Raw genomic sequence first — 20553 nt, forward strand, 5'->3', positions numbered from 1 at the left:
GGACTCCCTGTGTGATGCCCTGGTGCCGTGGTGGTGCGTGTCCAGACTGGTCGCGTTCCGCGACCGGCGATGTAGCCGTTTACACAACCGGCGGTGATTCGACCGCCGGGTCCGCGCCGGGGCGTGCGCGCCCCTCCGCGAGCAGCACCAGGACCCGCATGTCGATGACGACGACGGTGCGGTTCGCGGTACGGACCACGTCCTGCTCCCGCAGCAGGCGCAGCGCCTTGGCGACCGCCTCCCGGGTGGCTCCGATGGCCGCCGCCAGGTCGTGCTGGGGCAGCGGAAGGGCGAGTACGGTCCCGGCGTCGGCCCGCCGTCCGGCGCGCTCGGCCAGCTCGACGAGCCGGGCCGCCAGGCGCTGCAGGACGGTCTCGGACGCGAGCGCGCGGCGTTCGACGTCGGCGCTGCGCAGCCGGGTGGCGAGCTGGCGCATGATCAGCGCGGTGGCGTGCGGCCGGGCGGCGAGGAAGCCCCGGAAGCGGTCGCCGGAGATGGCGACGGCCTCGACCGTGCCGAGCGCGGTGACGCTGGCGCTGCGCGGGCGCCGGTCGACGGCGGCGAGGTCCCCGACGACCTCACCCGCGCCACGGAGGGCGAGGATGAGCCGCGATCCGCGTTCGGTGCCCACGGAGACGACGGACCATCCGGAGAGGAGCGCGAGGACGAAGGCACTGGTGTCGCGTTCGCGGATCATCACCTCACCCGGTTCGTAGACGTGCCGGGCGCCCTCGGCGAGCAGGGACCGCCGGTCGGCCGCCGGGAGGGCGTGGAGGAAGGAGCGGTCCTGGCCGAAGAGACTCACCGTCCGCTCACCCCTGTACCGTCCTCGGGCCCTCCGGGGAAGACCGCCCACCGGTGATCGACCGGCGTGTTCGCGTGTGTGCTCTCACCTCGTGGGACCCGCACGTCACATTGTTGACGCTCCGTCACGTCGTGGGGTGAAGAACGCTAGAGGGTGCGGAAGAAACGCGTCAACGGGCACGGGGGGCGCAGGGGAGCGCCGTGACCGGCACCCCTGCGCCCCCCGTGGGGACCCTGTGTCGACCGTACGGATACGGGCCGAACACCGGGCGAAGGCCTCGCGTCAGAGTCTCGGGTCCACCGGCTCCGACTCCAGGGCCAGGACCGCGAAGACGGCCTCGTGGACGCGCCAGAGCGGTTCTCCCTCCGCCAGGCGGTCGAGTGCCTCCAGGCCGAGCGCGTACTCGCGCAGCGCGAGGGACCGCTTGTGGCCGAGGAAGCGCTGACGCAGCCGCTCCAGGTTCTCCGGCCGGGTGTACTCGGGACCGTAGATGATCCGCAGGTACTCCCGGCCGCGCACCTTCACGCCGGGCTGGGCGAGCCGGCCCTTGGGGTCGCGGACGAGCGCGGCCAGCGGCTTGACGACCATGCCCTCGCCGCCCGCGCCGGTCATGTCCAGCCACCAGTCGACGCCGGCGCGGACCGAGGCCTCGTCGCCGGTGTCGACGACGAGCCGCCGGGTGACCTGGAGCAGCCCGGTCGGGTCGTGCTCCACCAGCCGGTCGAGCCAGGCGAGCTGCTCGTCGTGCGGGACGGCGGCGAGCGAGCGTCCGGTCGTCGCGAGCAGCTGGAACGGCGCGAACCGCACGCCGTCGAGACCCTCGGTCGGCCAGCAGTACCTGCGGTACGCCTCGGTGAACGCGGCCGCGTCCGTCGCCCGCTCCCGCTGCTTGGCGAGCAGCCCGTCGATCCCGTCGACCCCGCGCGCCACCGCCTGTTCGAGCGCGGCGAGGGCGCCGGGGAAGACGGCACCGGAGGCCGCGCCGACCGCCGCGTACTGGGCGCGGAGGAGCCCGGCCGACTTGAGCGACCACGGCATCAGCTCGCCGTCGAGCAGCAGCCAGTCGGCGTCGAACTCGTCCCAGAGCCCGGCGGCGCCGATCGCCGTCCGCAGCCGTCCGAGGACCTCCTCGGTGACCGCCGGATCGTCGAAGAAGGGCCTCCCGGTACGGGTGTGCAGCGCGCCGGTGACCCCGTCGACGCCGAAGCGCTCGCGGGCCGCTTCGGCGTCCCTGCAGACGAGGGCCACGGCCCGGGAGCCCATGTGCTTCTCCTCGCACACGACCCGCTCGACACCGTCGGCCCGGTACTGGGCGAAGGCCTCGGCGGGGTGCTCCAGGTAGCCCTCCTCCTTCGACGTGGCGGTCGGTGCCATCGTCGGCGGCAGGTAGGCGAGCAGCCGCGGGTCGACCGCGAACCGGCTCATCACCTCCAGGGCCGCCGCCGCGTTCTCCTCCCGCACCGCGACGTTGCCGAGGTGCCGGGTCTCCACGATCCGCCGGCCGTGCACGTCCGCGAGGTCCAGGGGGCGCCCCTGGTGCCCGCCGGGCGCCTCGGTCGCGAGCGGCCGGGCCGGCTCGTACCAGACGCGCTCGGCCGGTACGTCGACGAGTTCGCGCTCCGGCCAGCGCAGCGCGGTCATCCTGCCGCCGAAGACGGCCCCGGTGTCGAGGCAGATGGTGTTGTTGACCCAGGAGGTGTTCGGCACGGGCGTGTGCCCGTACACGACCGCGGCCCGCCCCCGGTACTCCTCCGCCCACGGGTAGCGCACCGGCAGCCCGAACTCGTCGGTCTCGCCGGTGGTGTCCCCGTACAGCGCGTGCGAACGCACCCGCCCCGAGGTGCGGCCGTGGTACTTCTCCGGCAGGCCCGCGTGGCAGACGACGAGGTCTCCGCCGTCGAGGACGTAGTGGCTGACGAGCCCCTCGATGAACCTGGCCACCTCGGCCCGGAACTCCTCGCTCTCCTTCCCCAGCTGCTCGATCGTCTCGGCCAGGCCGTGCGTCTCCCGCACCTTGCGGCCCTTGAGCCAGCGGCCCAGCTTGTTCTCGTGGTTGCCGGGGACGCACAGGGCGTCGCCGGCCGCGACCATGCCCATCACCCGGCGCAGGACGCCCGGCGAGTCGGGCCCCCGGTCGACGAGGTCGCCGACGAAGACGGCCGTACGTCCCTCGGGGTGGTGACCGTCGACGTAGCCGAGCTTCGCGAGCAGGGTCTCCAGCTCGGAACGGCAGCCGTGGATGTCACCGATGATGTCGAAGGGGCCGGTGAGGTGACGCAGGTCGTTGAAGCGGCGCTCCAGGACGACCTCGGCGTCCTCGACCTCCTCGACGGACCGCAGCACGTGGACCTTGCGGAAGCCCTCGCGCTCCAGGCCGCGCAGCGAACGGCGCAGCTCGCGGCGGTGGCGCTGGATGACGTGCGCGGGCATGTCGGCGCGGTCGGGACGCCCGGCGTTCCGGCTGCGGCACACCTCCTCGGGCAGATCGAGGACGATCGCGATGGGCAGCACGTCGTGCGACCTGGCCAGCTGGACGAGCTGCCGGCGGGCCTCCTGCTGCACGTTGGTGGCGTCGACGACGGCGATCCGTCCCGCCGCGAGCCGCTTGCCCACGATGTAGTGGAGGACGTCGAAGGCGTCCCTGCTCGCGGACTGGTCGTTCTCGTCGTCCGCGACGAGCCCCCGGCAGAAGTCGGAGGAGACGATCTCGGTCGCCTTGAAGTGGCGGCGGGCGAAGGTGGACTTGCCGGAGCCGGTGGCACCGACGAGCACCACGAGGGACAGGTCGGTGACGGGAAGCGTTCGGGTCATGCCGCGGCCTCCTTCGAGGTCTCGTCGGTGCGGGTGAAGACGGCCATCTGGGTGGGCGGTCCGACCTCGGGGTCGTCGGGGCCGACGGGGGTGAACCCCACCTCGTACCCGTACCGGTCGGCGACCGCGGCCGCCCAGGCCCGGAACTCCTCCCGGGTCCACTCGAAGCGGTGGTCGCCGTGCCGGACGTGTCCGGCCGGGAGCGCCTCCCAGCGCACGTTGTACTCGACGTTCGGCGTGGTCACCAGGACCGTGCGGGGCCGGGCCGAGCCGAACACCGCGTACTCAAGGGCCGGCAGCCTCGGCAGGTCCAGGTGCTCGATCACCTCGCTGAGCACGGCCGCGTCGTAGCCGGTCAGCCGCTTGTCGGTGTACGCAAGCGAGCCCTGGACCAGCCGGACGCGGGCCGCCTGCCGCTCCCCCATCCGGTCGAGCCGCAGCCGCCGCGCGGCGACGGTCAGGGCGCGGACGGACACGTCGACGCCGACGATCTCGGTGTAGCGCGGGTCCTTGAGGAGGGCCTGCACCAACTGGCCCTGTCCGCAGCCGAGATCGAGCACGCGTGCCGCTCCGGCCGCCTCCAGGGCGCGGAGGATCGCCTCCCGGCGCTGCTCGGCCAGCGGCACCGGCCGTTCCTCCGTGTCGGTCGACTCGTCCACGGCGTTGTCGACGTCGTCGACGTCGAGGCCCTCGGCCTCGGCGAGCCGCACGAGTTCGAGCCGCTCCGTCGCCTCGCGGGCCAGGCCCCAGCGGCGGGAGAGGTAGCGGGCCGTGATCAGTTTCCGCTCGGGGTGGCCGGCGAGCCAGCCGTCACCGGCGCGCAGCAGCTTGTCGACCTCGTCGGGCGCGACCCAGTAGTGCTTGGCGTCGTCGAGGACCGGCAGCAGGACGTACAGGTGGTTGAGGGCGTCCGCGAGCCGCAGCTCGCCCTCCAGGACGAGCCGTACGTAGCGGGAGTCGCCCCACTGGGGGAACTCCGCGTCCAGGGCCACCGGCTCGGCCTCCACCGTGTCCCAGCCCAGCGGTCCGAACAGCGCGCGCACCAGATCGGCCCCGCCCCTGGCGGGCAGCGCGGGGACCTCGACACGCAGCGGCAGCGGCGCGGCGGCCCGCTCGGGCATCGCCTGGCACACGCCGTGCAGCGCCGTCTTGAAGACCTTGGCGAGGGCGACGGCGAGCAGCGAGGACGCCGCGTAGGGGCGGTCGTTGACGTACTGCGCGAGCGCGGAGTCCGGGGCGCCGCCCCGGCCCTTGCCCTTGCCGCGGCGCACGAGCGCCACGGGGTCCACCTCCAGGAGAAGTGCCGCCGTGCACCGCTCGGCGCTCGCCTCGGGGTAGAGGACATGCGCCGTGCCGTGGGAAGTCGAGAACGTCTGCGCCCGCTCGGGATGCTTGTGCAGCAGGAAGCCGAGATCGGTCGCGGGACGCTCCTGGTCGCCGGTCGTACTGATCGTCAGGAACACCCGTCCGAGTATGGTTCCCCGCTGCCCTCCCGACCAGGCATTTTCCGAGGCGCCCGGCTCCGCGGGTCAGGTTCAGCCGGCGGGGGTCAGGGAGTCCGCCAGGGCCGCGATCGTGGTCGGGCCCACGCGGCAGCAGCCGCCCACGAGCCGGGCGCCGGCCTTCGCCCAGTCGGTGGCGCGGGCCGGGTCGAAGGCCACGGCCCCGCGCCAGCCCCGCGCGCCGGCGTCCCACCGCTCGCCGCTGTTGGGGTAGACGACGGCCGGCTTCCCGGTCACGGCGGCGACCAGCTCCACGGCGGGCCCGGCGTCCGCCGGGTCGCAGCAGTTGACGCCGACCGCGACCACCCGGTCGTTCCCGGCGGCCACCGCGAACGCCTCCTCCAGGTCCTGCCCGGCCCGGGTCCGCCCGCCCTCCACCGTGTACGACAGCCACAACGGCACCCCGCACCCCTCGGCCGCCCGCAGCAGCGCCTCCGCCTCCACCACGTCCGGAACGGTCTCCAGGGCGAGCACGTCCGGCTCCGCCGCCGCGAGCACCTCGATCCGGGGCCGGTGGAACGCTGCGAGTTCCCGTACGGACAGCCCGTACCGTCCCCGGTACTCGCTCCCGTCCGCGAGCATCGCCCCGTACGGTCCCACGGACGCGGCGACCCACACCTCCTCCCGCACTCCCCCCGCCGCCGCCCTGGCGAGGTCCACGCTCCGCGCGAGGAACCGGGCCGCCTCCGCCCGGTCCACGCCCCGCCGGGCGAAGCCCTCGAAGGTGGCCTGGTAGCTGGAGGTGATCAGCACCCGGGCGCCGGCCCGTACGTACGCCGCGTGCGCGGCCTCGATCTGCTCGGGGCCGTCGGCGAGGAGCCGCGCGGACCAGAGCGCGTCCGTGAGGTCGCAGCCCTGCGCCCCCAGCTGGTTGGACAGCCCGCCGTCGAGGACGAGGACTCCCGCCCCGAGGGCGTCGGCGAGCGTACGGACCGGCTTCATCGGATCTCCCCGCTCATCCCAGCTGCGTCTGGACCCGCGCGGAGATCAGCTCCAGATGGTCCAGGTCGTCCAGGTCCAGGACCTGGAGGTAGACCCGGGAGGAGCCGATGTCCGCGTACCGCCCGAGCTTCTCGGCGACCTCGGCGGGCGAGCCCGCCAGGCCGTTCGCCTTCAGCTCGTCCACGTCCCGCCCGATGGCGGCGGCCCGGCGGGCCACCTCGGCGTCGTCCTTGCCGACACAGACGACCAGCGCGTTGGAGTACACCAGGTCGTCGGGCGCCCGCCCGGCGTCCTGGGCCGCCGCCCGGACCCGGGCGAACTGGCGCTCGCTGTCCTCAAGGGAGGCGAAGGGGATGTTGAACTCGTCCGCGTACCGCGCGGCCAGGCGGGGCGTGCGGCTCGCGCCGTGCCCGCCGATCAGCACAGGGATCCGCTCCTGGGCTGGCTTGGGCAACGCCGGGGAGTCGGTGAGCTGGTAGAACTCCCCCTCGTAGCTGAACGTCTTGCCGACCTCGGTCTCCCACAGACCGGTGACGATCGCCAGCTGCTCCTCCAGTCGGCCGAACTTCTCCTTCGGGAACGGGATGCCGTAGGCCTTGTGCTCCTCCTCGAACCAGCCCGCGCCGAGGCCGAGTTCGATCCGCCCGCCGGACATCCGGTCGACCTGGGCGACCTGGATGGCGAGAACGCCCGGAAGCCGGAAGGTGCCGGCGGTCATCAGCGTGCCGAGGCGGATCCGCTCGGTCTCCCGGGCGAGCCCGGCGAGGGTGATCCAGGCGTCCGTCGGCCCGGGCAGCCCGTCGCCGGAGCCCATGCTGAGGTAGTGGTCGGATCGGAAGAAGGCGTCGAATCCGAGCTCCTCGGTGGCGCGTGCCACCCGCAGGAGGGTGTCGTAGTCGGCCCCCTGCTGGGGTTCGGTGAAGATGCGAAGGTCCATGCCTCCATCCTGCACCGTCGGGTGCGTGTCAACCTGTCCGTCAGCCGCTTGTCCGCCCCGGCTCGGTCGGGTGAATATCCGGCCCCGTGACGGGCCGCGTCCTCCCCGGCCAGTGACCGGGGCCCGGCGCTCGTCGTTGGCTCGGGCGGAGCCGGACCGCCCGGCCCGCGCGCCGGCGGCCGCTGCCGGTGTGCCGCTCTCTCTCGTGGCCCCGCCCTCGGCGGCGGGGTCCGGGCCGAGGAGGCCCCCATGTCCCAGGAAGCCGCGCCGGAGCGGGCCGTGCCCGAACAGCCGGTACCGCCGTCCGTGCCCGAGCAGAAGGGCACCGGCGCCCCCCAGGGTCTGCTCCAGCAGATGGAGGAGCTGATGGCGGCGCTCTCCGCCGACCTCTCCCAGCTGGACGCCGACCTCCAGTCCACGTCCGACCGCCACGAGCCACCCCGGCAGGAACCGGACCAGGCGCACTAGCCGCACCGCCCGAGTCCGGCCGCCCGTCGGCCGGCGCCGGCCGGTCACCACCGGCCCCGGCCGGGGCCCGCGCGGTCTCGGGTGGCGTCGGGGGGGCGGGCCCGCTCACCGTCGCGCACGGCGAGCCGGCGCAGCATCCCGCGCACCCGGTCGCTCGACTCGTCGGCGGCGTCGATGGCCTCGATGCACTGCCAGTAGAGCCCCTCCTCGTCGGTGGCGCAGGCCACGCCGACCAGCGCGATGCCCACCTCCCCGAGCAGCTCCCCGAGCAGGGCCAACGCCCCGCTCGGGTCGGCCACGTCGGTCAGCTGGGCCGCTCGCGGGCCGCCGGCGCCCCACGCCGGGTACTCCCCGATCTCGCTCAGACCCCGCGCCTCGCCGCGCAGCTCCTGCGGTCCGCAGAGCGCGAGATGACTCCCTATCGCCTGGGCGAGCGCCTGGGCCTGCCAGGCCTCCGCCACGATGTCCAGTGCCGTTCCGCTCTCGGCCAGCGCGTGCCGGCCAAGCGTGATGAGTCGCTCCGCTTCCATCAACGCCGCCCCCGTTCCCACGACTTGTCTGCCCCACTCAGTCCACTACCCAGAGTGAGGCCGCCTGAGCCCCTACACCAGGGGAATGCGGAAATCTGTGGACAGGAAGCGCGACGGGGAAAACGCGATCACTCCGAAGAGTGACGATCGTCGGTCGGATCCCCTTCCTCACCTCCCGCGCCCCGCCTCCGGACGGGAAATCGGACCTCGTTCCGGTCGATCTTGGCCGAGAGCGCGGCCAGCGGGTCGACCCCGAGCACCGCGCAGAACTGGAGCAGATAGGCGAGGACGTCCGCCACCTCGTCCGCGACCCGGTGCGCGGAACGGGGGTCCTCCATCACCCGTTCCGCCTGCTCGGGCGTCAACCACTGGAAGATCTCCAGGAGTTCGGAGGCCTCCACGCTGAGCGCCGCCGCCAGGTTCTTCGGTGTGTGGTAGGGCTGCCAGTCGCGGGCGGCCGCGAACTCGACCAGCCTGCGCTGCAGTCCAGCTACGTCGTTGTCCGTCATCCGACCAGGTGTATCACCGTGACCGTGCCGCGCTCAGGTCCACCACCGTCACCCCCGGCGTCCGGCGCGCCTCCCCCGCCGCACCGGCGCCGACCGTCCCGGCGACGCGGATGTGTCCGTCGGCGGCGATGCCCGTGGCGAGCCGGAGCAGTTCGCCCACCTGCCGTCCGTCGAGCCCCCGGTCGAGGCCGTCCGCGAGCAGCGTGAGGGACTGCATGGCGTCGGGCACCTCGGCGAGCCGGTCCATGGCCAGCACCCCCGGGCCCGTGAGGAGCGTGAGGGCGAGCGCCAGATAGCGCAGTTCCCGTCACCGAGGCGGCCGAGCGGGGTCGCCGGGCGGGCCCCTCGTTCGAGGACCGCCCGGACCGTGCCCTCGGGGAGCTCCTGCACGCCGAGCCCGGTGACGGACCCCGCACAGCCGGCTCCCGCCACGGCCGCGAGGCGGTGGTGCCGGCGCGGGCAGTCCGTATGGGTGCGGTGCAGCACCTCGGCGAGGTTGCCGCAGCCGCGTCGCAGCCGTCCCTCGCCGGGGAGCACGGGGGCCCGCATCCGCTCGGGCCTGGGGTCGCAGGCGAAGACGGAGCGCAGCCCGATGACCACCTGTTCGGCGGCGGCCAGGACCTCCAGCTGTCCCGGGGTCTTGCCGGCGACCCGCAGCGGCAGCAGCGCCGTACCGAGGAGGTCGTCGGGGAGCGGCGCCCGGGTGACGGGTGTGGAGCCGGCCGTGTGCCACTCGGCCTGGACGGTGCTGCGGCCGGGGTCGCGCAGGGCGGTGGCGAGCAGGGTGCGGCCGCGGCCGGTGAGCCGCTCGCCGACGATACGGAGCCGGGGTTCGGCCTGGACGGCGAGGTCCAGGTGGACCGGGCCCTCCGGCCCGTCGACGGTGCATCCGATCCGGAAGCCGCGCCGGCCCTGGGCGTCGGGCCGGGCCCGCTCGGGGACGCAGTCGGCGGCGTCGGGGAACACCTCGTCGAGCGGGTCGCCCGCGCCGAGCCGGGCCAGCGCCTCGTACGCGCGCAGGGTGGTGGACTTGCCGCTGCCGCTCGGTCCGGTGAAGAGGGTGACCGGTCCCAGCGCGTGTGCGGCGGCGCGGTGTCCGGCGAACGCGGACAGGCGCAGCTCGGTGACGGCGGGCCGTGCGCGCAGCCGTCCGCCGTCTCCCCCGCCGTCCGGCACGCCCTCGGACCTCCGTCCGGGCCCGCCTCGCGGCCGGCTCTCCGACGCGGCCGGCCCCCGCGCCTCGGGGACGGCGGACCGCGGCCCGGGAACGCCGACGCGGGCGGGGGCGAGACCGGACGTACCGGCTCGGGCGCCGGTGACGCCGGGCGCACCGACGGGCTCGCGGATAACGCCGGGCGTACCGACGGGCGCGGCGGTCACGCCGGACGCACCGACGGACTCGGGGATCACGCCGGACGCACCGACGGGCGCGGCGGTCACGCCGGGCGTACCGGGTCGGGCGGGGGCGGCACCCGACGTGCCGACGCGCGCGGAGGTCGCACCCGACCTTCCGGCTCGCGCCGGGGTCACGCCGGTGGGGACTCCGCCCGTGGGGATGCCGGGGGGAGGGGCAACGGTGGAGGGGTGGTCGAGCGTGAAGCCGCCGGTGAGGTCCATGCCCGGACCGTACGCAGGTGCCTCCCTGACGAACCGTTACGGCTTGATGACCTTCCTACGATCGGGGGACCCCGGTGGACCCGCCGCCGACGGCGCTCTCCTCGTCCTCGCCTTCCGCGCCCTCGACCTCCGTGCCGGCCGGGGCGAGCAGAAAGACGTTGCGGTCGACGCGGTGCATCACGCTGCCGAGCCCGAAGACGACGCCGCTGCTGAAGTCGAGGATGCGCTTGGCGACCTCGGTGTCGGCGCTCGTCAGGTCGAGGAGCACCGGGATCTGGGCGATGAGGTAGTCGGCGACCTCACGGGCGTCGGCGAACACCTGTACGCGGAGCACGACCATGCGGCGCTGCTCGGCGGCTTCGTACTGCTCGGGGACCGCGCGGTGGTCGACCCTGGACGGCCATTCGTCACGGCCGCGCAGGGGCACGACCTGGGCGAGGCCCTCCCACTGCTCGTCGGTGACGTCGTACCTCTCGTACCTACTCATGGCCCCATCCTCCCGCCCCTCACCCGTTCGGCCCAACAGCGACACGAGGTGTCGCCCGGATGGCGGAGCCGGGGGCGGGCCGGAGCGGCGGATGCCCTCCCCGGGAGCAGCGCCTCCGGCCTTCGCGCAGATCAAGCCAGCCTTAAGAGAGCGTTAAGCCATCGACCCGCGCACAAAACCGCAGCTCAGAGTTGTGCGGGGGTTGGCCCTCGGGTGTTGCCATGAGCATTACACCTCCGCAATACTCACTGCTCGCGACACTCCTGAGAGCGCTCTCAACCGCACAGTCCGACGGTTTGCTGACCCGACCTCTCGCAGAACGGACCCCCACCGTGACGGCACGCCACCAGCGAACGATGTCCCGCAGGAAACTCCTCACCGCCACCGCGGGCCTGGCCCTGGCGGTGCCCGCCGTGGCGACCTGGCTCGAGGTGGACGCCGACGCCGCGACCCCCGCGACGCTCCCCCTGGACCTGGTCAACACCACCGGCAACGCCACCGTGTACGCCTACGTGCTCGGCCGCGACCCGGCGGCCGGCGGCAACTGGGCCTTCATCCAGGCGGACGGCTCCCGCCTGTACCACCCGCCGTCCCCGGCAGCCGACCAGACCCCGCTCGGCGTCGACTGCGCCATCGCGCTCAACGCGTCCGGCGCCGGGGCGCGGAGGGTGACGCTGCCGCGGCTGTACAGCGGACGCATCTACTTCTCCGTCGGCGCGAAGCTCACCTTCCTGATGAACCGCGGCGGCGGCCTGGCCCTGCCGTCGGTGAGCAACCCCACCGACCCCAACGCGAACGTCCGCCACGACTTCTGCGAATTCACCTTCAACAACGACCAGTTGTACGCCAACATCACGTTCGTCGACATGGTCTCGCTGCCGATCGCCTTCCAGCTGGAGACCGGACAGGGCACCCAGACGGTGCGCGGCCTGCCCGCCGACGGGCTGTCCCGGGTCGCCGCGGCGCTACGGGCCCAGTCCGCGGCCGACGGCAGCGACTGGAGCAGGCTGATCGTCAACAGGGGCGGCGCCGACCTCCGGGTACTCAGCCCCAACCTGGCCATCCGCGGCGACAACGCCCTCTTCCGCGGCTACTTCGACAGCTACGTCGACGAGGTGTGGAACAAGTACCGCGCCACCGACCTGCGCATCGACACCCAGTTCACCTGGGGCACCGTCACCGGCCGGGTCAGCGGCGACACGCTCGCCTTCCCGGGAGTGGGCGGCTTCGCCAAGCCGTCCACCCTCTCCATCTTCTCCTGCAGCGACGCCCCGTTCACCACGGGCAACGACCTGATGGGCAACCTCAGCGCCCGGCTCGCCGCCGCCTTCAACCGCACGACGCTGCTGGACAACCCCCACCAGCCGACCGCCGAGAACCCGGCCTCGTTCTACACCCGGCCGCGGACCAACCACTACGCCCGCATCCTGCACGAGACCACCCCCGACCACCTGGGGTACGCCTTCCCCTACGACGACGTCCACCCGGCCGGGGTGGACTTCGAGGGCAAGGTCCAGTCCGGCAGCCCCGGCCGGTGGACCATCACCGTCGGCGGAACGGCGGGAGGCGGCACGCCCACGCCGACCGCCACGGCCACGGGTGGCGGGATCAGTGCCTTCTCCACCATCCAGGCCGAGGCGTTCACCGCCCAGTCGGGCACCCAGGTCGAGGCCTGCTCCGACACCGGCGGCGGCTCCGACGTCGGCTGGCTGTCCAACGGCGACTGGCTCAAGTACTCCGCCGTCGCCTTCGGCGCCACCGGCGCCACCCGCCTCGACGCCCGCGTCGCGTCCGGCGCCGCCGCGGGTGTCAGCGGCCTGGTCCGGGTCCGGCTCGGCAGTCCCACCGCCAGCCCGGTCGGCAGCTTCGCCGTCGCCAACACCGGAGGCTGGCAGACCTGGCGGACCGTCCCCGCCGACATCAGCCGCACCACCGGCACCCATGACGTCTACCTGACCTTCGACAGCGGTCAGCCCGCCGACTTCGTCAACCTCAACTGGTTCACGTTCGCCTAGGACCGCGACCGGTCGGGCCTGCCCGCGGTCTTTGCCACGCCTCCTAGGCCTCGCGCACGACACGGTGGCGGAGGAGGACGGAGCGGCCGTCGAACGTCCGGGTCTCCACCGCCTCCAGTTCCGTGCGGCGCTCCGCCGGGTGGAAGGCCGGGGTGCCGCCGCCGAGGAGCACGGGGTGGACGACGACCCGGTACTCGTCGACGGCGCCGTTCGCGCCGAGGTGGGCGGCCAGTTCGGCGCCGCCGAACAGCACCAGCGTCTTGCCGGTCTCCGCGAGCGCCGTCAGCTCCTCGGCGACGTTCTCGGAGACGACGGTGGTGTTCCAGCCGGGGTCCCGGCCGGCGAGGGTCCGGGAGACCACGACCTTCGGGGCCTCCCGCCAGACCGGGGCGAAGGCCAGGTCGTGGGGGTCCTGCGAGTACCGCTCGGCGTTCGGCCAGAAGCCGGACATCAGGTCCCAGACCTTGCGGCCGTAGAGGAAGACGGTGTCACCGGCGGTCAGCTCCTCGGTGTACGCGGAGAGTTCGGGGCCCATGGCCGGCCAGTCGAACTCGCCGTTCGGCCCCGCGATGAAGCCGTCGAGAGACTGGTGCACGAAGTGGATGATGCGGCCCACGGGGTCCTGCCTTCCGGTGGCGCGGGCCGCCCCTGCGGCCCGCTCTCGCCCTGTGGTCGGAGCGGGCCGCCTCCGCTCGACATCCAGGAACCGCCATTTCCGGCCGACTTCTATCGGCCACGGCGGCCCGAGGGGCGGCCCTCAGCGGCCCATGCCGTGGATCTGCGGGGTCGGGGTGGGGCGGGCGCGGGAGAGTTTCGCGGCTGTGGCCCGGGCCGTCTCGAAGGCGACGACCGGGTTTCCGTCCTTGCGCCAGGGCTGGGCTCCGCACCACGGGCCGATCAGGCGGAACTGCTCCAGGGCCGCCTTGTACATCATCGCCCGGAGCATGTAGTGCGCGAGAAGGTGGCGCAGGGCGGGCAGACGCTCGTCGTCGGGTTCGGCCTGGTCGAGCGAGGCGGCGACCTTCTTCAGCCAGCTCCTCGTCATGGGTGTGGCCGGGGCCGCGACGGCGACGGCCCTCTCGTCGAGCTCGTTCAGCGCGTGCAGGTAGATCCCGGCGAGGGGGCTGCCGGGCGGGGCCTTGCGGACCGTCCGGCGGGCGAACCGCATCATCCGCCGGTCGTTGCCGAACCATTTGGCGCACCAGTACTGGAGAGCCTGCCAGTGCCCCTCGTAGTGGTGGGGGGCGCGGGAGACGAGTCCCTCCCAGAGCGGCTTGAACTGGGCGGGCTTGTACTGCGCTCCGCGCGCCGCCGTGATCATGACGACCCAGGGTCCCGGGTTCGCGGGGTCGAGCAGCGCGGCCTGCCGGGCCTCCTCGATCGCGGCCGGAAGCATGGCGCGGAAGCGGTTCATGTCGGAGGTCAGTACGTCGCGGGCGTATCCGCTGCCCCGGATCTCCCAGGCGCGGTGGACCATCATGCACGCGTGGAGGGTCGCCGCGTCGCAGTTGCCGGGCTCCGCCGCACGCCAGGCGTGAAACCAGCTGTCGTCCTCCTTGGCGATGTGCTGGAGGAGCTCCAGCCGGTCCCAGCGCTCGTCCCAGTCCTCACCCGCCGCCCGGACGTAGCGCTCGGCGGTCCTCCAGTCCCCGGCCCACGCGGCCTCGGCCACGGCCTGGCGCTTCTCCGCCCGGTGGGCCGGCGGGGGCGGGCCGGCGCGCCGCCCGTCGAGCTGCCCACGGGGCGGCATGCCGTAGTCGGCCGCCACGAAGTGCTGCGCGATCCAGCCGTCGACACGGCTGGGGGTCACGAGGAGGCGGTAGAGCACGGGGAGGAACACGCCGAGTACGACGATGAGTGTGAGTGTCACGCGGGGATCATTGCCGAACCGGTCACGCTCGGCAACACCTCAGGCCAACGATAGGGCGAGGTCAGAGCGGTGGACCGGCCAGTGGCGCCGGATTCCCGTGGTCGGGGCGGGCCGCTAGCGACCCGCCGGGGTGTCGCGGGCGTCGGCCCACAGGGAACGTACGTGGCCGAGGTGGCGGCGCATGCAGGCCTCCGCGCCGCGCGCGTCGCCCGCGAGCATCAGGTCGAGGAGTTCGAGGTGCTCCTCGGCGGAGGAGACGAGCTTGCCCGCCTCGTCCAGCCCGGTCAGGCCGTAGAGGCGGGACCGCTTGCGCAGCTCCCCCACCGTCTCGACCAGGCGGTCGTTGCCGGAGAGCGCGAGCAGCGCGAGATGGAAGCGGCGGTCGGCCTCCAGGTAGCCGATGAGGTCGTGCTCCCGGGCACGGGAGACGATCTCCTCGGCGACCGGGCGCAGCGCCTCCAGCTGCTCCCGGTCGGCCTTCCGCGTGACGCGGCCGATCGTGGGGACCTCGATCAGGGTGCGGAGTTCGGTGAACTGGTCGAGGTCCCGTTCGCTGACCTCGGTGATGCGGAAGCCCTTGTTGCGGACGGGCTCGACCAGGCCCTCCCTGGCCAGGTCGAGCATGGCCTCGCGGACGGGGGTCGCCGAGACGCCGAGGTCGCTCGCGAGTCCGGGGGCCGAGTAGACCTGGCCGGGCCGCAGTTCGCCGGCGATCAGGGCCGCGCGGAGGGCGTGCGCGACCTGGTCGCGGAGCCGTTCCTGCGCCCTGACGAGGCCGTACTGCTTCAGGTCACCCATCGTGCGCCCTCCGAGAAGTCACGGAGGAGCATCGTACAATGTCACGTTTCTCCGTCCGTGGGGCGGGCGTTGCCGGGAGCCCCCCCGCCCGGCCGTCAGAGCAGGAAGCCGGCGGGGAAGGGGTCCTCGGGGTCGAGGAAGTACTGGGCCGTGCCGGTGATCCAGGCGCGGCCCGTGACGGTCGGCACGATCGCGGGCCGGCCGGCGACCTCCGTCTCGCCGACGATCCGTCCCGTGAACTCGGTCCCGATGAAGGACTCGTTGACGAAGTCGACGCCGGGGGCGAGCAGACCGCGCGCGTGCAGCTGCGCCAGCCGGGCGCTGGTTCCGGTGCCGCACGGCGAGCGGTCGAACCAGCCCGGGTGGATCGCCATGGCGTGTCGGGAGCGGACCGCGTCGGAGCCGGGTGCGGCCAGGTAGACGTGCTTCACCCCGGCGATGGCCGGGTCCTCCGGGTGGACGGGCCGGTCGGGGCCCGCCTCGATCGCCTCCATGACGGCGAGTCCGGCGGCGAGCAGCTCCTCCTTGTGGGCGAGGTCGAACGGCAGCCCCAGGGAGTCGAGCGGCACGAAGGCGTAGAAGTTGCCGCCGTACGCGAGGTCGTAGGTGACGGTCCCGTACCCGGGCACGTCCGCCTTGAGGTCGAGTCCGGCGGCGAAGGCGGGCACGTTGGTGAGGGTGACGGAGCACGCGCGTCCGTCCTCGACGCGGACGTCGGCGCTCACGAGCCCCGCCGGGGTGTCGAGGCGGACGGTGGTGACCGGTTCGACGACCGGCACCATCCCCGTCTCGACGAGGACGGTGGCGACGCCGATGGTGCCGTGGCCGCACATCGGGAGGAGCCCCGACACCTCGATGAACAGGACGCCGTAGTCGGCGTCGGGTCGGGTGGGAGGCTGGAGGATCGCGCCGCTCATCGCCGCGTGGCCGCGCGGCTCGTACATGAGGAGGGTGCGGACGTGGTCCAGGTGCTCGACGAAGTGGAGCCGCTTCTCGGCCATCGTGGCGCCGGGGACGACCCCGACACCGCCGGTGATCACCCGGGTGGGCATGCCTTCGGTGTGGGAGTCCACCGCGTGGTAGACGTGACGGGTGCGCATGGGGTCCCTTTCGGGTCTGCGTGGGGAGCCGGGGGGCAGGGGCCGGGAGGGTGCCTTGCCGATCAGGCCGCGAGCCCGGCCTGATCGACGGGACACCCCTTACGCGTGGCCCTCGGCGAGGGCCTTCTCCGTCGCGGCGCGTACGACCGCCTCCTGCTCGGGAGTCAGCGGGACGCGGGGCGCGCGGGTGGGGCCGCCGGCCCGGCCTGCGACGTCCATGGACAGCTTGATCGCCTGGACGAACTCGATCTTGGAGTCCCAGCGGAACAGCGGGTGCAGGGACTTGTAGAGCGGCAGCGCGGTGTCGAGGTCCCCGGCGACGGCGGCGCGGTACAGCGTGGCGCAGGTGCGCGGGAGGGCGTTGGGGTAGCCGGCGATCCAGCCGACCGCTCCGGCGAGGGCGAGTTCGAGGAGGACGTCATCGGCGCCGACGAGCAGGTCGAGCCCCGGGGCGAGTTCGGCGATCTCGTAGGCGCGGCGGACGTCTCCGCTGAACTCCTTGACAGCGACGACGCTGCCGTCGGCGTGCAGGCGGGCGAGGAGCGCCGGGGTGAGGTCGACCTTGGTGTCGAGCGGGTTGTTGTACGCGACGACGGGCAGCCCGGCCGACGCGACCTCGGCGTAGTGGGCGCGTACGGACCGCTCGTCGGCCCGGTAGGCGTTGGGCGGCAGCAGCAGCACGGAGCCGGCTCCGGCCTCGGCGGCCTGTTCGGCCCAGCGCCGGGCCTCGGCGCTGCCGTACGCGGAGACGCCGGGCATGACCCTGGCGCCGTCCCCGGCGGCTTCGACGGCGGTCCGTACGACGTCGGCGCGCTCCGCGTCGGTGAGGGTCTGGTACTCGCCGAGCGAGCCGTTCGGGACGACGCCGTCGCAGCCCTGGTCGATCAGCCAGGAGACGTGTCGGGCGTAGGCGTCGTGGTCGACGGAGCCGTCCTCGCGCAGGGGGAGGGCGGTGGCGACCATGATCCCGTGCCAGGGGCGGGCGCGGTGCACGGGGGTCAGATCGGGGGACGCGTGGGACATGAAAGACACTCCCTTGTGTGGTGTGTGACATTTTACTGATGCCCGAGGAAGCCACAAGAGCGTCTTCCCCGAGTAGATATGACGAGCTGTCAGCTGGTTGAGTCGGTTTCCTGAGCGGGCAGCTCGGCCAGGTGCCGCAGGGGTACGGGGCAGGACAGCGGGCGGCGGTCCGGGGCGGACCCGGGCACACCGACGCGCACCTCGGCGCCCTCGCCGACCCCGGGACAGGCACCCTGAGCGCGTCCCGCGAGCGCCGCCACGGCGGGCCCGCACGTCCGGCCCTGGCACCAGCCCATCCCGGCCCGGGTGAACAGCTTGACCGTACGGGCGTCCCGCGCGCCGAGCGTCTCGACGGCCTCCGTCACACGGGCGACGGACACCTCCTCGCAGCGGCAGATCTCGGTGTCCTCCCGCAGCCAGTCCGTCCACCCCGCGCCGGGCCGGTGGACGGCCCCCATCGCCTCGGCGAAGCCGCGCAGCCGGTCACGGTGCCGGCGGGCGGCGGCCGACGCGCCCGCGCGCAGTGGCCGCACTCCGGAGAGCGTCCCCGCCACGGCCCGGGCCGCCGACTCGCCTTCGAGCACGGCCAGTCGGGCGCCGCCGACGCCCCCCGGTTCGCCGGCCGCCCAGATGCCGGGGACGGAGGTCGACTGGTCGGCGTCGAGGACCAGGGCGGACGTTCCGTCGGCGGCCGTGCGGGTCGCGCAGCCCAGTGCCGTGGCCAGTTCCAGCTGCGGCACGAGCCCGTGGCCCACCGCGACCGCGTCGCAGGGGACCCGCCGGCCGGTGCCCGGTACGGGACGCCAGTCGGCGTCGAGACGGGCCACGGTGACCGCCTCCACCCGGTCGGCGCCGTGCGCCTCGACGACCGCGTGGCGGGTGAGGAGCCTGACCCCGTGACGGAGCAACGCGGCCCCGTGCAGCGCTCCTTCGGCGAGTTTGGCGGGGTTGCGCAGGAGGGTGGTCGCGGAACCCGCGTACCCGAGATAGGACCCCGCCTCGACGACCGCCGGGACGTGGGCGCCCGCCGCCGCGAGGGAACCCGCGACCGCCAGGAGCAGCGGGCCGCTGCCGGCGACGACGACGCGGTGCCCGGGCAGTACGAGCCCGCTCTTGAGCATGGCCTGCGCTCCCCCGGCGGCCACGACCCCGGGCAGGGTCCAGCCGGGGAAGGGCAGTTGCCGCTCGTACGCGCCGGTGGCGAGGAGCACGCCACGGGCGCGTACGGTCACGGCGGTCTCGTCGCCCGTGACGACGGCGTGCAGCCGCCAGTCGCGGCCTTCGGGGACCACCGTCCAGACGTGGCACCCCGGGCGGTAGGTCACCCCACCGGAACGGACGTGGCCGTCCAGGGCCGCCGTCCGCCGGGCGAACGCGCGCCAGCCGTGGTGGAGCGCCTCCGGCCGGACGGCTCCGAGTTCGGGCGCCGGATGCCGGTGGTACTGGCCGCCGGGCCGGTCCCCGGCGTCGAGCAGGACCACGCGGAGACCGAGCCGGGCCGCCTCCACGGTCGCGGCGAGCCCGGCCGGACCCGCACCGACGACGGCGAGGTCGGCCGTGTCCGTGCCCCCGGCGCCGTACGGCTCGGGTCCCGGGTCAGACGGCGAGGTCGGCACGGCCGGTCCCCTCCTGGGTCGTGACGGTGTCCCCGGGGCGGGCCGGGGTGAGGCAGGCGCGCTGGTTGGGGCGCCCGTTGACGGTGAGGAGGCAGTCGTAGCAGCTGCCCATGCCGCAGAAGACACCGCGCGGGGCGCCCGAGACGCGGGTGGTGCGCCAGGTCAGGATGCCCGCGCTCCACAGCGCGGCCGCGAGGGACTGCCCGGCGAGGGCGTCCACCGCCCGGCCGTCGAAGTCCACGGTGAACGTGTCCGTGGCCGCGCCGCCGACCAGGGAACGCGGGGTGCGGGCGCCGGTACGGCGTCGTCTCATGGTGCGGTCTCCCGGGGGCCGGAGGCGGTGTCGGGGGCGGGGGGAGCGGCGGGCGGCGGATCGTGGGTGAACCGTTCGGGCCGGAAGGGGGTGGGATCCGTCGCCGGGGTCTCCCCCGTCAGTGCCGCGGCCACGAGCAGTCCCGTGGCCGGGGCGAGGCCGATCCCCGCGCCCTCGTGGCCGCACGCGTGGTGGAGTCCCGGGACGCGCGGGTCGGGTCCGATCGCCGGCAGGTGGTCCGGCAGGTACGGCCGGAAGCCGTGGTACGCGCGCAGGACCCGGACGTCGGCGAGGACGGGGAAGAGCGCCGCCGCCTGGGACGCGAGCCTGCGCAGGGCCTCGACGGACAGGGAGCGGTCGAAGCCCACCCGCTCCCGGGTGGCGCCGATGAGGACAGGTCCGGCGGGGGTGCCCTCGACGACGGCCGAGGACTGGAGCGCGGCGGAACCGCTGGCCACGTCGGCGATGTAGTCGGCGGCGTACACCTTGTGCCGGACGACCCGGGGAAGGGGTTCGGTCACGAGCACGAAGCCGCGCCGGGGCAGCACCGGCAGGTCCGTGCCGGCCAGCGCCGCGACGGCTCCGCCCCACGTTCCGGCCGCGTTGACCACGGCGGGCGCGGCGAGTTCACGGCGGGCCGTGCGGACGCCGCGTACCGCTCCCGAGGGGGTGCGGAGGACGGCGGTGACCTCCTCGCCGAGGTGGACGGTCGCGCCGGAGGCGGCGAGGAGCCGGGCGGCGGCGCGGGCGGGCTGGATCTGGGCGTCCTGCGGGTAGTGGAAACCGCCCGCGAGCCCGTCCGCGAGGTGCGGTTCGAGCGTGCGCAGGGTGTCGGCGGGGATCTCGGCGGCCTCGACTCCGACCGCCCGCTGGCTCGCGGCGTACGCGCGCAGGGCCGTGAGGGTGGCGGTGTCGGGGGCGACCACGAGGCCGCCCTTGGTCTCGTACTCCATGTCCCGCGGGAGGATGGCGGCGAGTTCGCCCCAGAGGCGTACGGAGAGAAGGGCGAGGTCGAGTTCGGGGCCGGGCTCCTTGTCGGAGACGAGGAGGTTGCCCTCGCCCGCGCCGGTGGTGCCGCCGGCGACGGGGCCCCGGTCGACGACGGCGACGGAGAGTCCCGCGCGGCCGGCGAAGTACGCGCAGGCGGCTCCGACGACGCCCGCGCCGATGATCACGGCGTCCAGGGTCCGCAGTCTCGTGGGCACGGCAG

Annotated in this window: 18 protein-coding genes and 1 pseudogene; 2 read left to right on the forward strand and 17 right to left on the reverse strand. The window is 74.0% G+C overall.

From position 1 onward, the window contains the following. Positions 1 to 79: 79 nt before the first annotated feature. The 5 genes from AMK29_RS26065 to AMK29_RS26085 form a co-directional block, all read right to left on the reverse strand. On the reverse strand, positions 80 to 805 hold the full coding sequence (locus tag AMK29_RS26065; RefSeq protein ID WP_073817575.1) for a Crp/Fnr family transcriptional regulator: 726 nt from the start codon (positions 803 to 805) through the stop codon (positions 80 to 82). Positions 806 to 1087: 282 nt separating this feature from the next. After that, complete coding sequence (locus AMK29_RS26070; protein ID WP_073817576.1) at positions 1088 to 3616, reverse strand: polynucleotide kinase-phosphatase; 2529 nt, start codon at positions 3614 to 3616, stop codon at positions 1088 to 1090. After that, complete coding sequence (locus tag AMK29_RS26075) at positions 3613 to 5079, reverse strand: 3' terminal RNA ribose 2'-O-methyltransferase Hen1 (RefSeq protein WP_073817579.1); 1467 nt, start codon at positions 5077 to 5079, stop codon at positions 3613 to 3615. The genes AMK29_RS26070 and AMK29_RS26075 overlap by 4 nt, the downstream gene beginning before the upstream one ends. A 72-nt stretch (positions 5080 to 5151) precedes the next feature. Then, a complete protein-coding gene (gene mmuM / locus AMK29_RS26080) occupies positions 5152 to 6060 on the reverse strand; it encodes a homocysteine S-methyltransferase (RefSeq protein WP_073817581.1) in 909 nt (302 codons plus the stop codon). A gap of 13 nt (positions 6061 to 6073) precedes the next feature. Continuing rightward, a complete protein-coding gene (locus AMK29_RS26085; protein ID WP_073817583.1) occupies positions 6074 to 6997 on the reverse strand; it encodes an LLM class F420-dependent oxidoreductase in 924 nt (307 codons plus the stop codon). A 249-nt stretch (positions 6998 to 7246) separates the two neighbouring features. Between AMK29_RS26085 and AMK29_RS26090 the strand changes: the two genes are divergently transcribed. After that, complete coding sequence (locus AMK29_RS26090) at positions 7247 to 7465, forward strand: hypothetical protein (RefSeq protein ID WP_073817586.1); 219 nt, start codon at positions 7247 to 7249, stop codon at positions 7463 to 7465. 44 nt (positions 7466 to 7509) lie between these two features. Here AMK29_RS26090 and AMK29_RS26095 read toward each other — a convergent pair whose 3' ends face one another. From AMK29_RS26095 to AMK29_RS26110, 4 genes and pseudogenes are all read right to left on the reverse strand, one after another. Next, complete coding sequence (locus tag AMK29_RS26095; protein ID WP_079197161.1) at positions 7510 to 7995, reverse strand: DUF6099 family protein; 486 nt, start codon at positions 7993 to 7995, stop codon at positions 7510 to 7512. 128 nt (positions 7996 to 8123) lie between these two features. Next, a complete protein-coding gene (locus tag AMK29_RS26100) occupies positions 8124 to 8504 on the reverse strand; it encodes a nucleotide pyrophosphohydrolase (protein ID WP_073817588.1) in 381 nt (126 codons plus the stop codon). A 13-nt stretch (positions 8505 to 8517) separates the two neighbouring features. Further along, positions 8518 to 9680, reverse strand: a pseudogene (locus AMK29_RS26105) (ATP-binding protein). A gap of 496 nt (positions 9681 to 10176) precedes the next feature. Next, positions 10177 to 10608, reverse strand: a complete 432-nt coding sequence (locus AMK29_RS26110; protein WP_073817590.1) for a cell division protein SepF — start codon at positions 10606 to 10608, stop codon at positions 10177 to 10179. A 356-nt stretch (positions 10609 to 10964) separates the two neighbouring features. On the opposite strand from AMK29_RS26110, the gene AMK29_RS26115 reads away from it, so the two are divergent. Beyond that, the gene (locus AMK29_RS26115) at positions 10965 to 12623 is read left to right on the forward strand and encodes a glycoside hydrolase family 64 protein (RefSeq protein WP_073817592.1); all 1659 of its coding nucleotides are present in this window, start codon (positions 10965 to 10967) and stop codon (positions 12621 to 12623) included. A 43-nt stretch (positions 12624 to 12666) separates the two neighbouring features. On the opposite strand, the gene AMK29_RS26120 is transcribed toward AMK29_RS26115, so the two are convergent. From AMK29_RS26120 to AMK29_RS26155, 8 genes are all read right to left on the reverse strand, one after another. Further along, the gene (locus tag AMK29_RS26120) at positions 12667 to 13218 is read right to left on the reverse strand and encodes a dihydrofolate reductase family protein (protein ID WP_241845714.1); all 552 of its coding nucleotides are present in this window, start codon (positions 13216 to 13218) and stop codon (positions 12667 to 12669) included. Positions 13219 to 13380: 162 nt separating this feature from the next. Continuing rightward, a complete protein-coding gene (locus AMK29_RS26125) occupies positions 13381 to 14493 on the reverse strand; it encodes a hypothetical protein (protein ID WP_073817595.1) in 1113 nt (370 codons plus the stop codon). A gap of 114 nt (positions 14494 to 14607) precedes the next feature. Next, the gene (locus AMK29_RS26130) at positions 14608 to 15291 is read right to left on the reverse strand and encodes a GntR family transcriptional regulator (protein ID WP_073817598.1); all 684 of its coding nucleotides are present in this window, start codon (positions 15289 to 15291) and stop codon (positions 14608 to 14610) included. A 95-nt stretch (positions 15292 to 15386) separates the two neighbouring features. Next, positions 15387 to 16391 carry a proline racemase family protein gene (locus AMK29_RS26135; RefSeq protein ID WP_073817599.1) on the reverse strand — a complete coding sequence of 335 codons (1005 nt, stop codon included), beginning with the start codon at positions 16389 to 16391 and terminating at the stop codon, positions 15387 to 15389. Between the two features lie 99 nt (positions 16392 to 16490). After that, positions 16491 to 17414, reverse strand: coding sequence for a dihydrodipicolinate synthase family protein (locus tag AMK29_RS26140; RefSeq protein ID WP_073817602.1), 924 nt, complete (start codon positions 17412 to 17414; stop codon positions 16491 to 16493). Between the two features lie 89 nt (positions 17415 to 17503). Next, on the reverse strand, positions 17504 to 19030 hold the full coding sequence (locus tag AMK29_RS26145) for an FAD-dependent oxidoreductase (protein ID WP_073817605.1): 1527 nt from the start codon (positions 19028 to 19030) through the stop codon (positions 17504 to 17506). After that, a complete protein-coding gene (locus AMK29_RS26150; RefSeq protein WP_073817607.1) occupies positions 19011 to 19343 on the reverse strand; it encodes a (2Fe-2S)-binding protein in 333 nt (110 codons plus the stop codon). Before AMK29_RS26150 ends, AMK29_RS26145 begins: the two co-directional genes overlap by 20 nt. Continuing rightward, entirely contained in the window at positions 19340 to 20548 is a 1209-nt protein-coding gene (locus AMK29_RS26155; RefSeq protein ID WP_073817609.1) for an NAD(P)/FAD-dependent oxidoreductase, read from the reverse strand. The genes AMK29_RS26150 and AMK29_RS26155 overlap by 4 nt, the downstream gene beginning before the upstream one ends. Positions 20549 to 20553 lie beyond the last annotated feature (5 nt).

The organism is Streptomyces sp. CB02261 (genome assembly GCF_001905665.1).
Classification (GTDB): Bacteria; Actinomycetota; Actinomycetes; order Streptomycetales; family Streptomycetaceae; genus Streptomyces.

Excerpts from the sequence above, each read along its gene's own strand:
- AMK29_RS26140 (WP_073817602.1), bottom strand. The coding sequence starts at position 17,414 with ATGTCCCACGCGTCCCCCGATCTGACCCCCGTGCACCGCGCCCGCCCC.
- AMK29_RS26085 (WP_073817583.1), bottom strand. The coding sequence starts at position 6,997 with ATGGACCTTCGCATCTTCACCGAACCCCAGCAGGGGGCCGACTACGAC.
- AMK29_RS26100 (WP_073817588.1), bottom strand. The coding sequence starts at position 8,504 with ATGACGGACAACGACGTAGCTGGACTGCAGCGCAGGCTGGTCGAGTTC.
- AMK29_RS26115 (WP_073817592.1), top strand. The coding sequence starts at position 10,965 with ATGTCCCGCAGGAAACTCCTCACCGCCACCGCGGGCCTGGCCCTGGCG.
- AMK29_RS26090 (WP_073817586.1), top strand. The coding sequence starts at position 7,247 with ATGTCCCAGGAAGCCGCGCCGGAGCGGGCCGTGCCCGAACAGCCGGTA.
- AMK29_RS26095 (WP_079197161.1), bottom strand. The coding sequence starts at position 7,995 with ATGGAAGCGGAGCGACTCATCACGCTTGGCCGGCACGCGCTGGCCGAG.
- AMK29_RS26150 (WP_073817607.1), bottom strand. The coding sequence starts at position 19,343 with ATGAGACGACGCCGTACCGGCGCCCGCACCCCGCGTTCCCTGGTCGGC.
- AMK29_RS26110 (WP_073817590.1), bottom strand. The coding sequence starts at position 10,608 with ATGAGTAGGTACGAGAGGTACGACGTCACCGACGAGCAGTGGGAGGGC.
- mmuM (WP_073817581.1), bottom strand. The coding sequence starts at position 6,060 with ATGAAGCCGGTCCGTACGCTCGCCGACGCCCTCGGGGCGGGAGTCCTC.
- AMK29_RS26135 (WP_073817599.1), bottom strand. The coding sequence starts at position 16,391 with ATGCGCACCCGTCACGTCTACCACGCGGTGGACTCCCACACCGAAGGC.
- AMK29_RS26070 (WP_073817576.1), bottom strand. The coding sequence starts at position 3,616 with ATGACCCGAACGCTTCCCGTCACCGACCTGTCCCTCGTGGTGCTCGTC.
- AMK29_RS26130 (WP_073817598.1), bottom strand. The coding sequence starts at position 15,291 with ATGGGTGACCTGAAGCAGTACGGCCTCGTCAGGGCGCAGGAACGGCTC.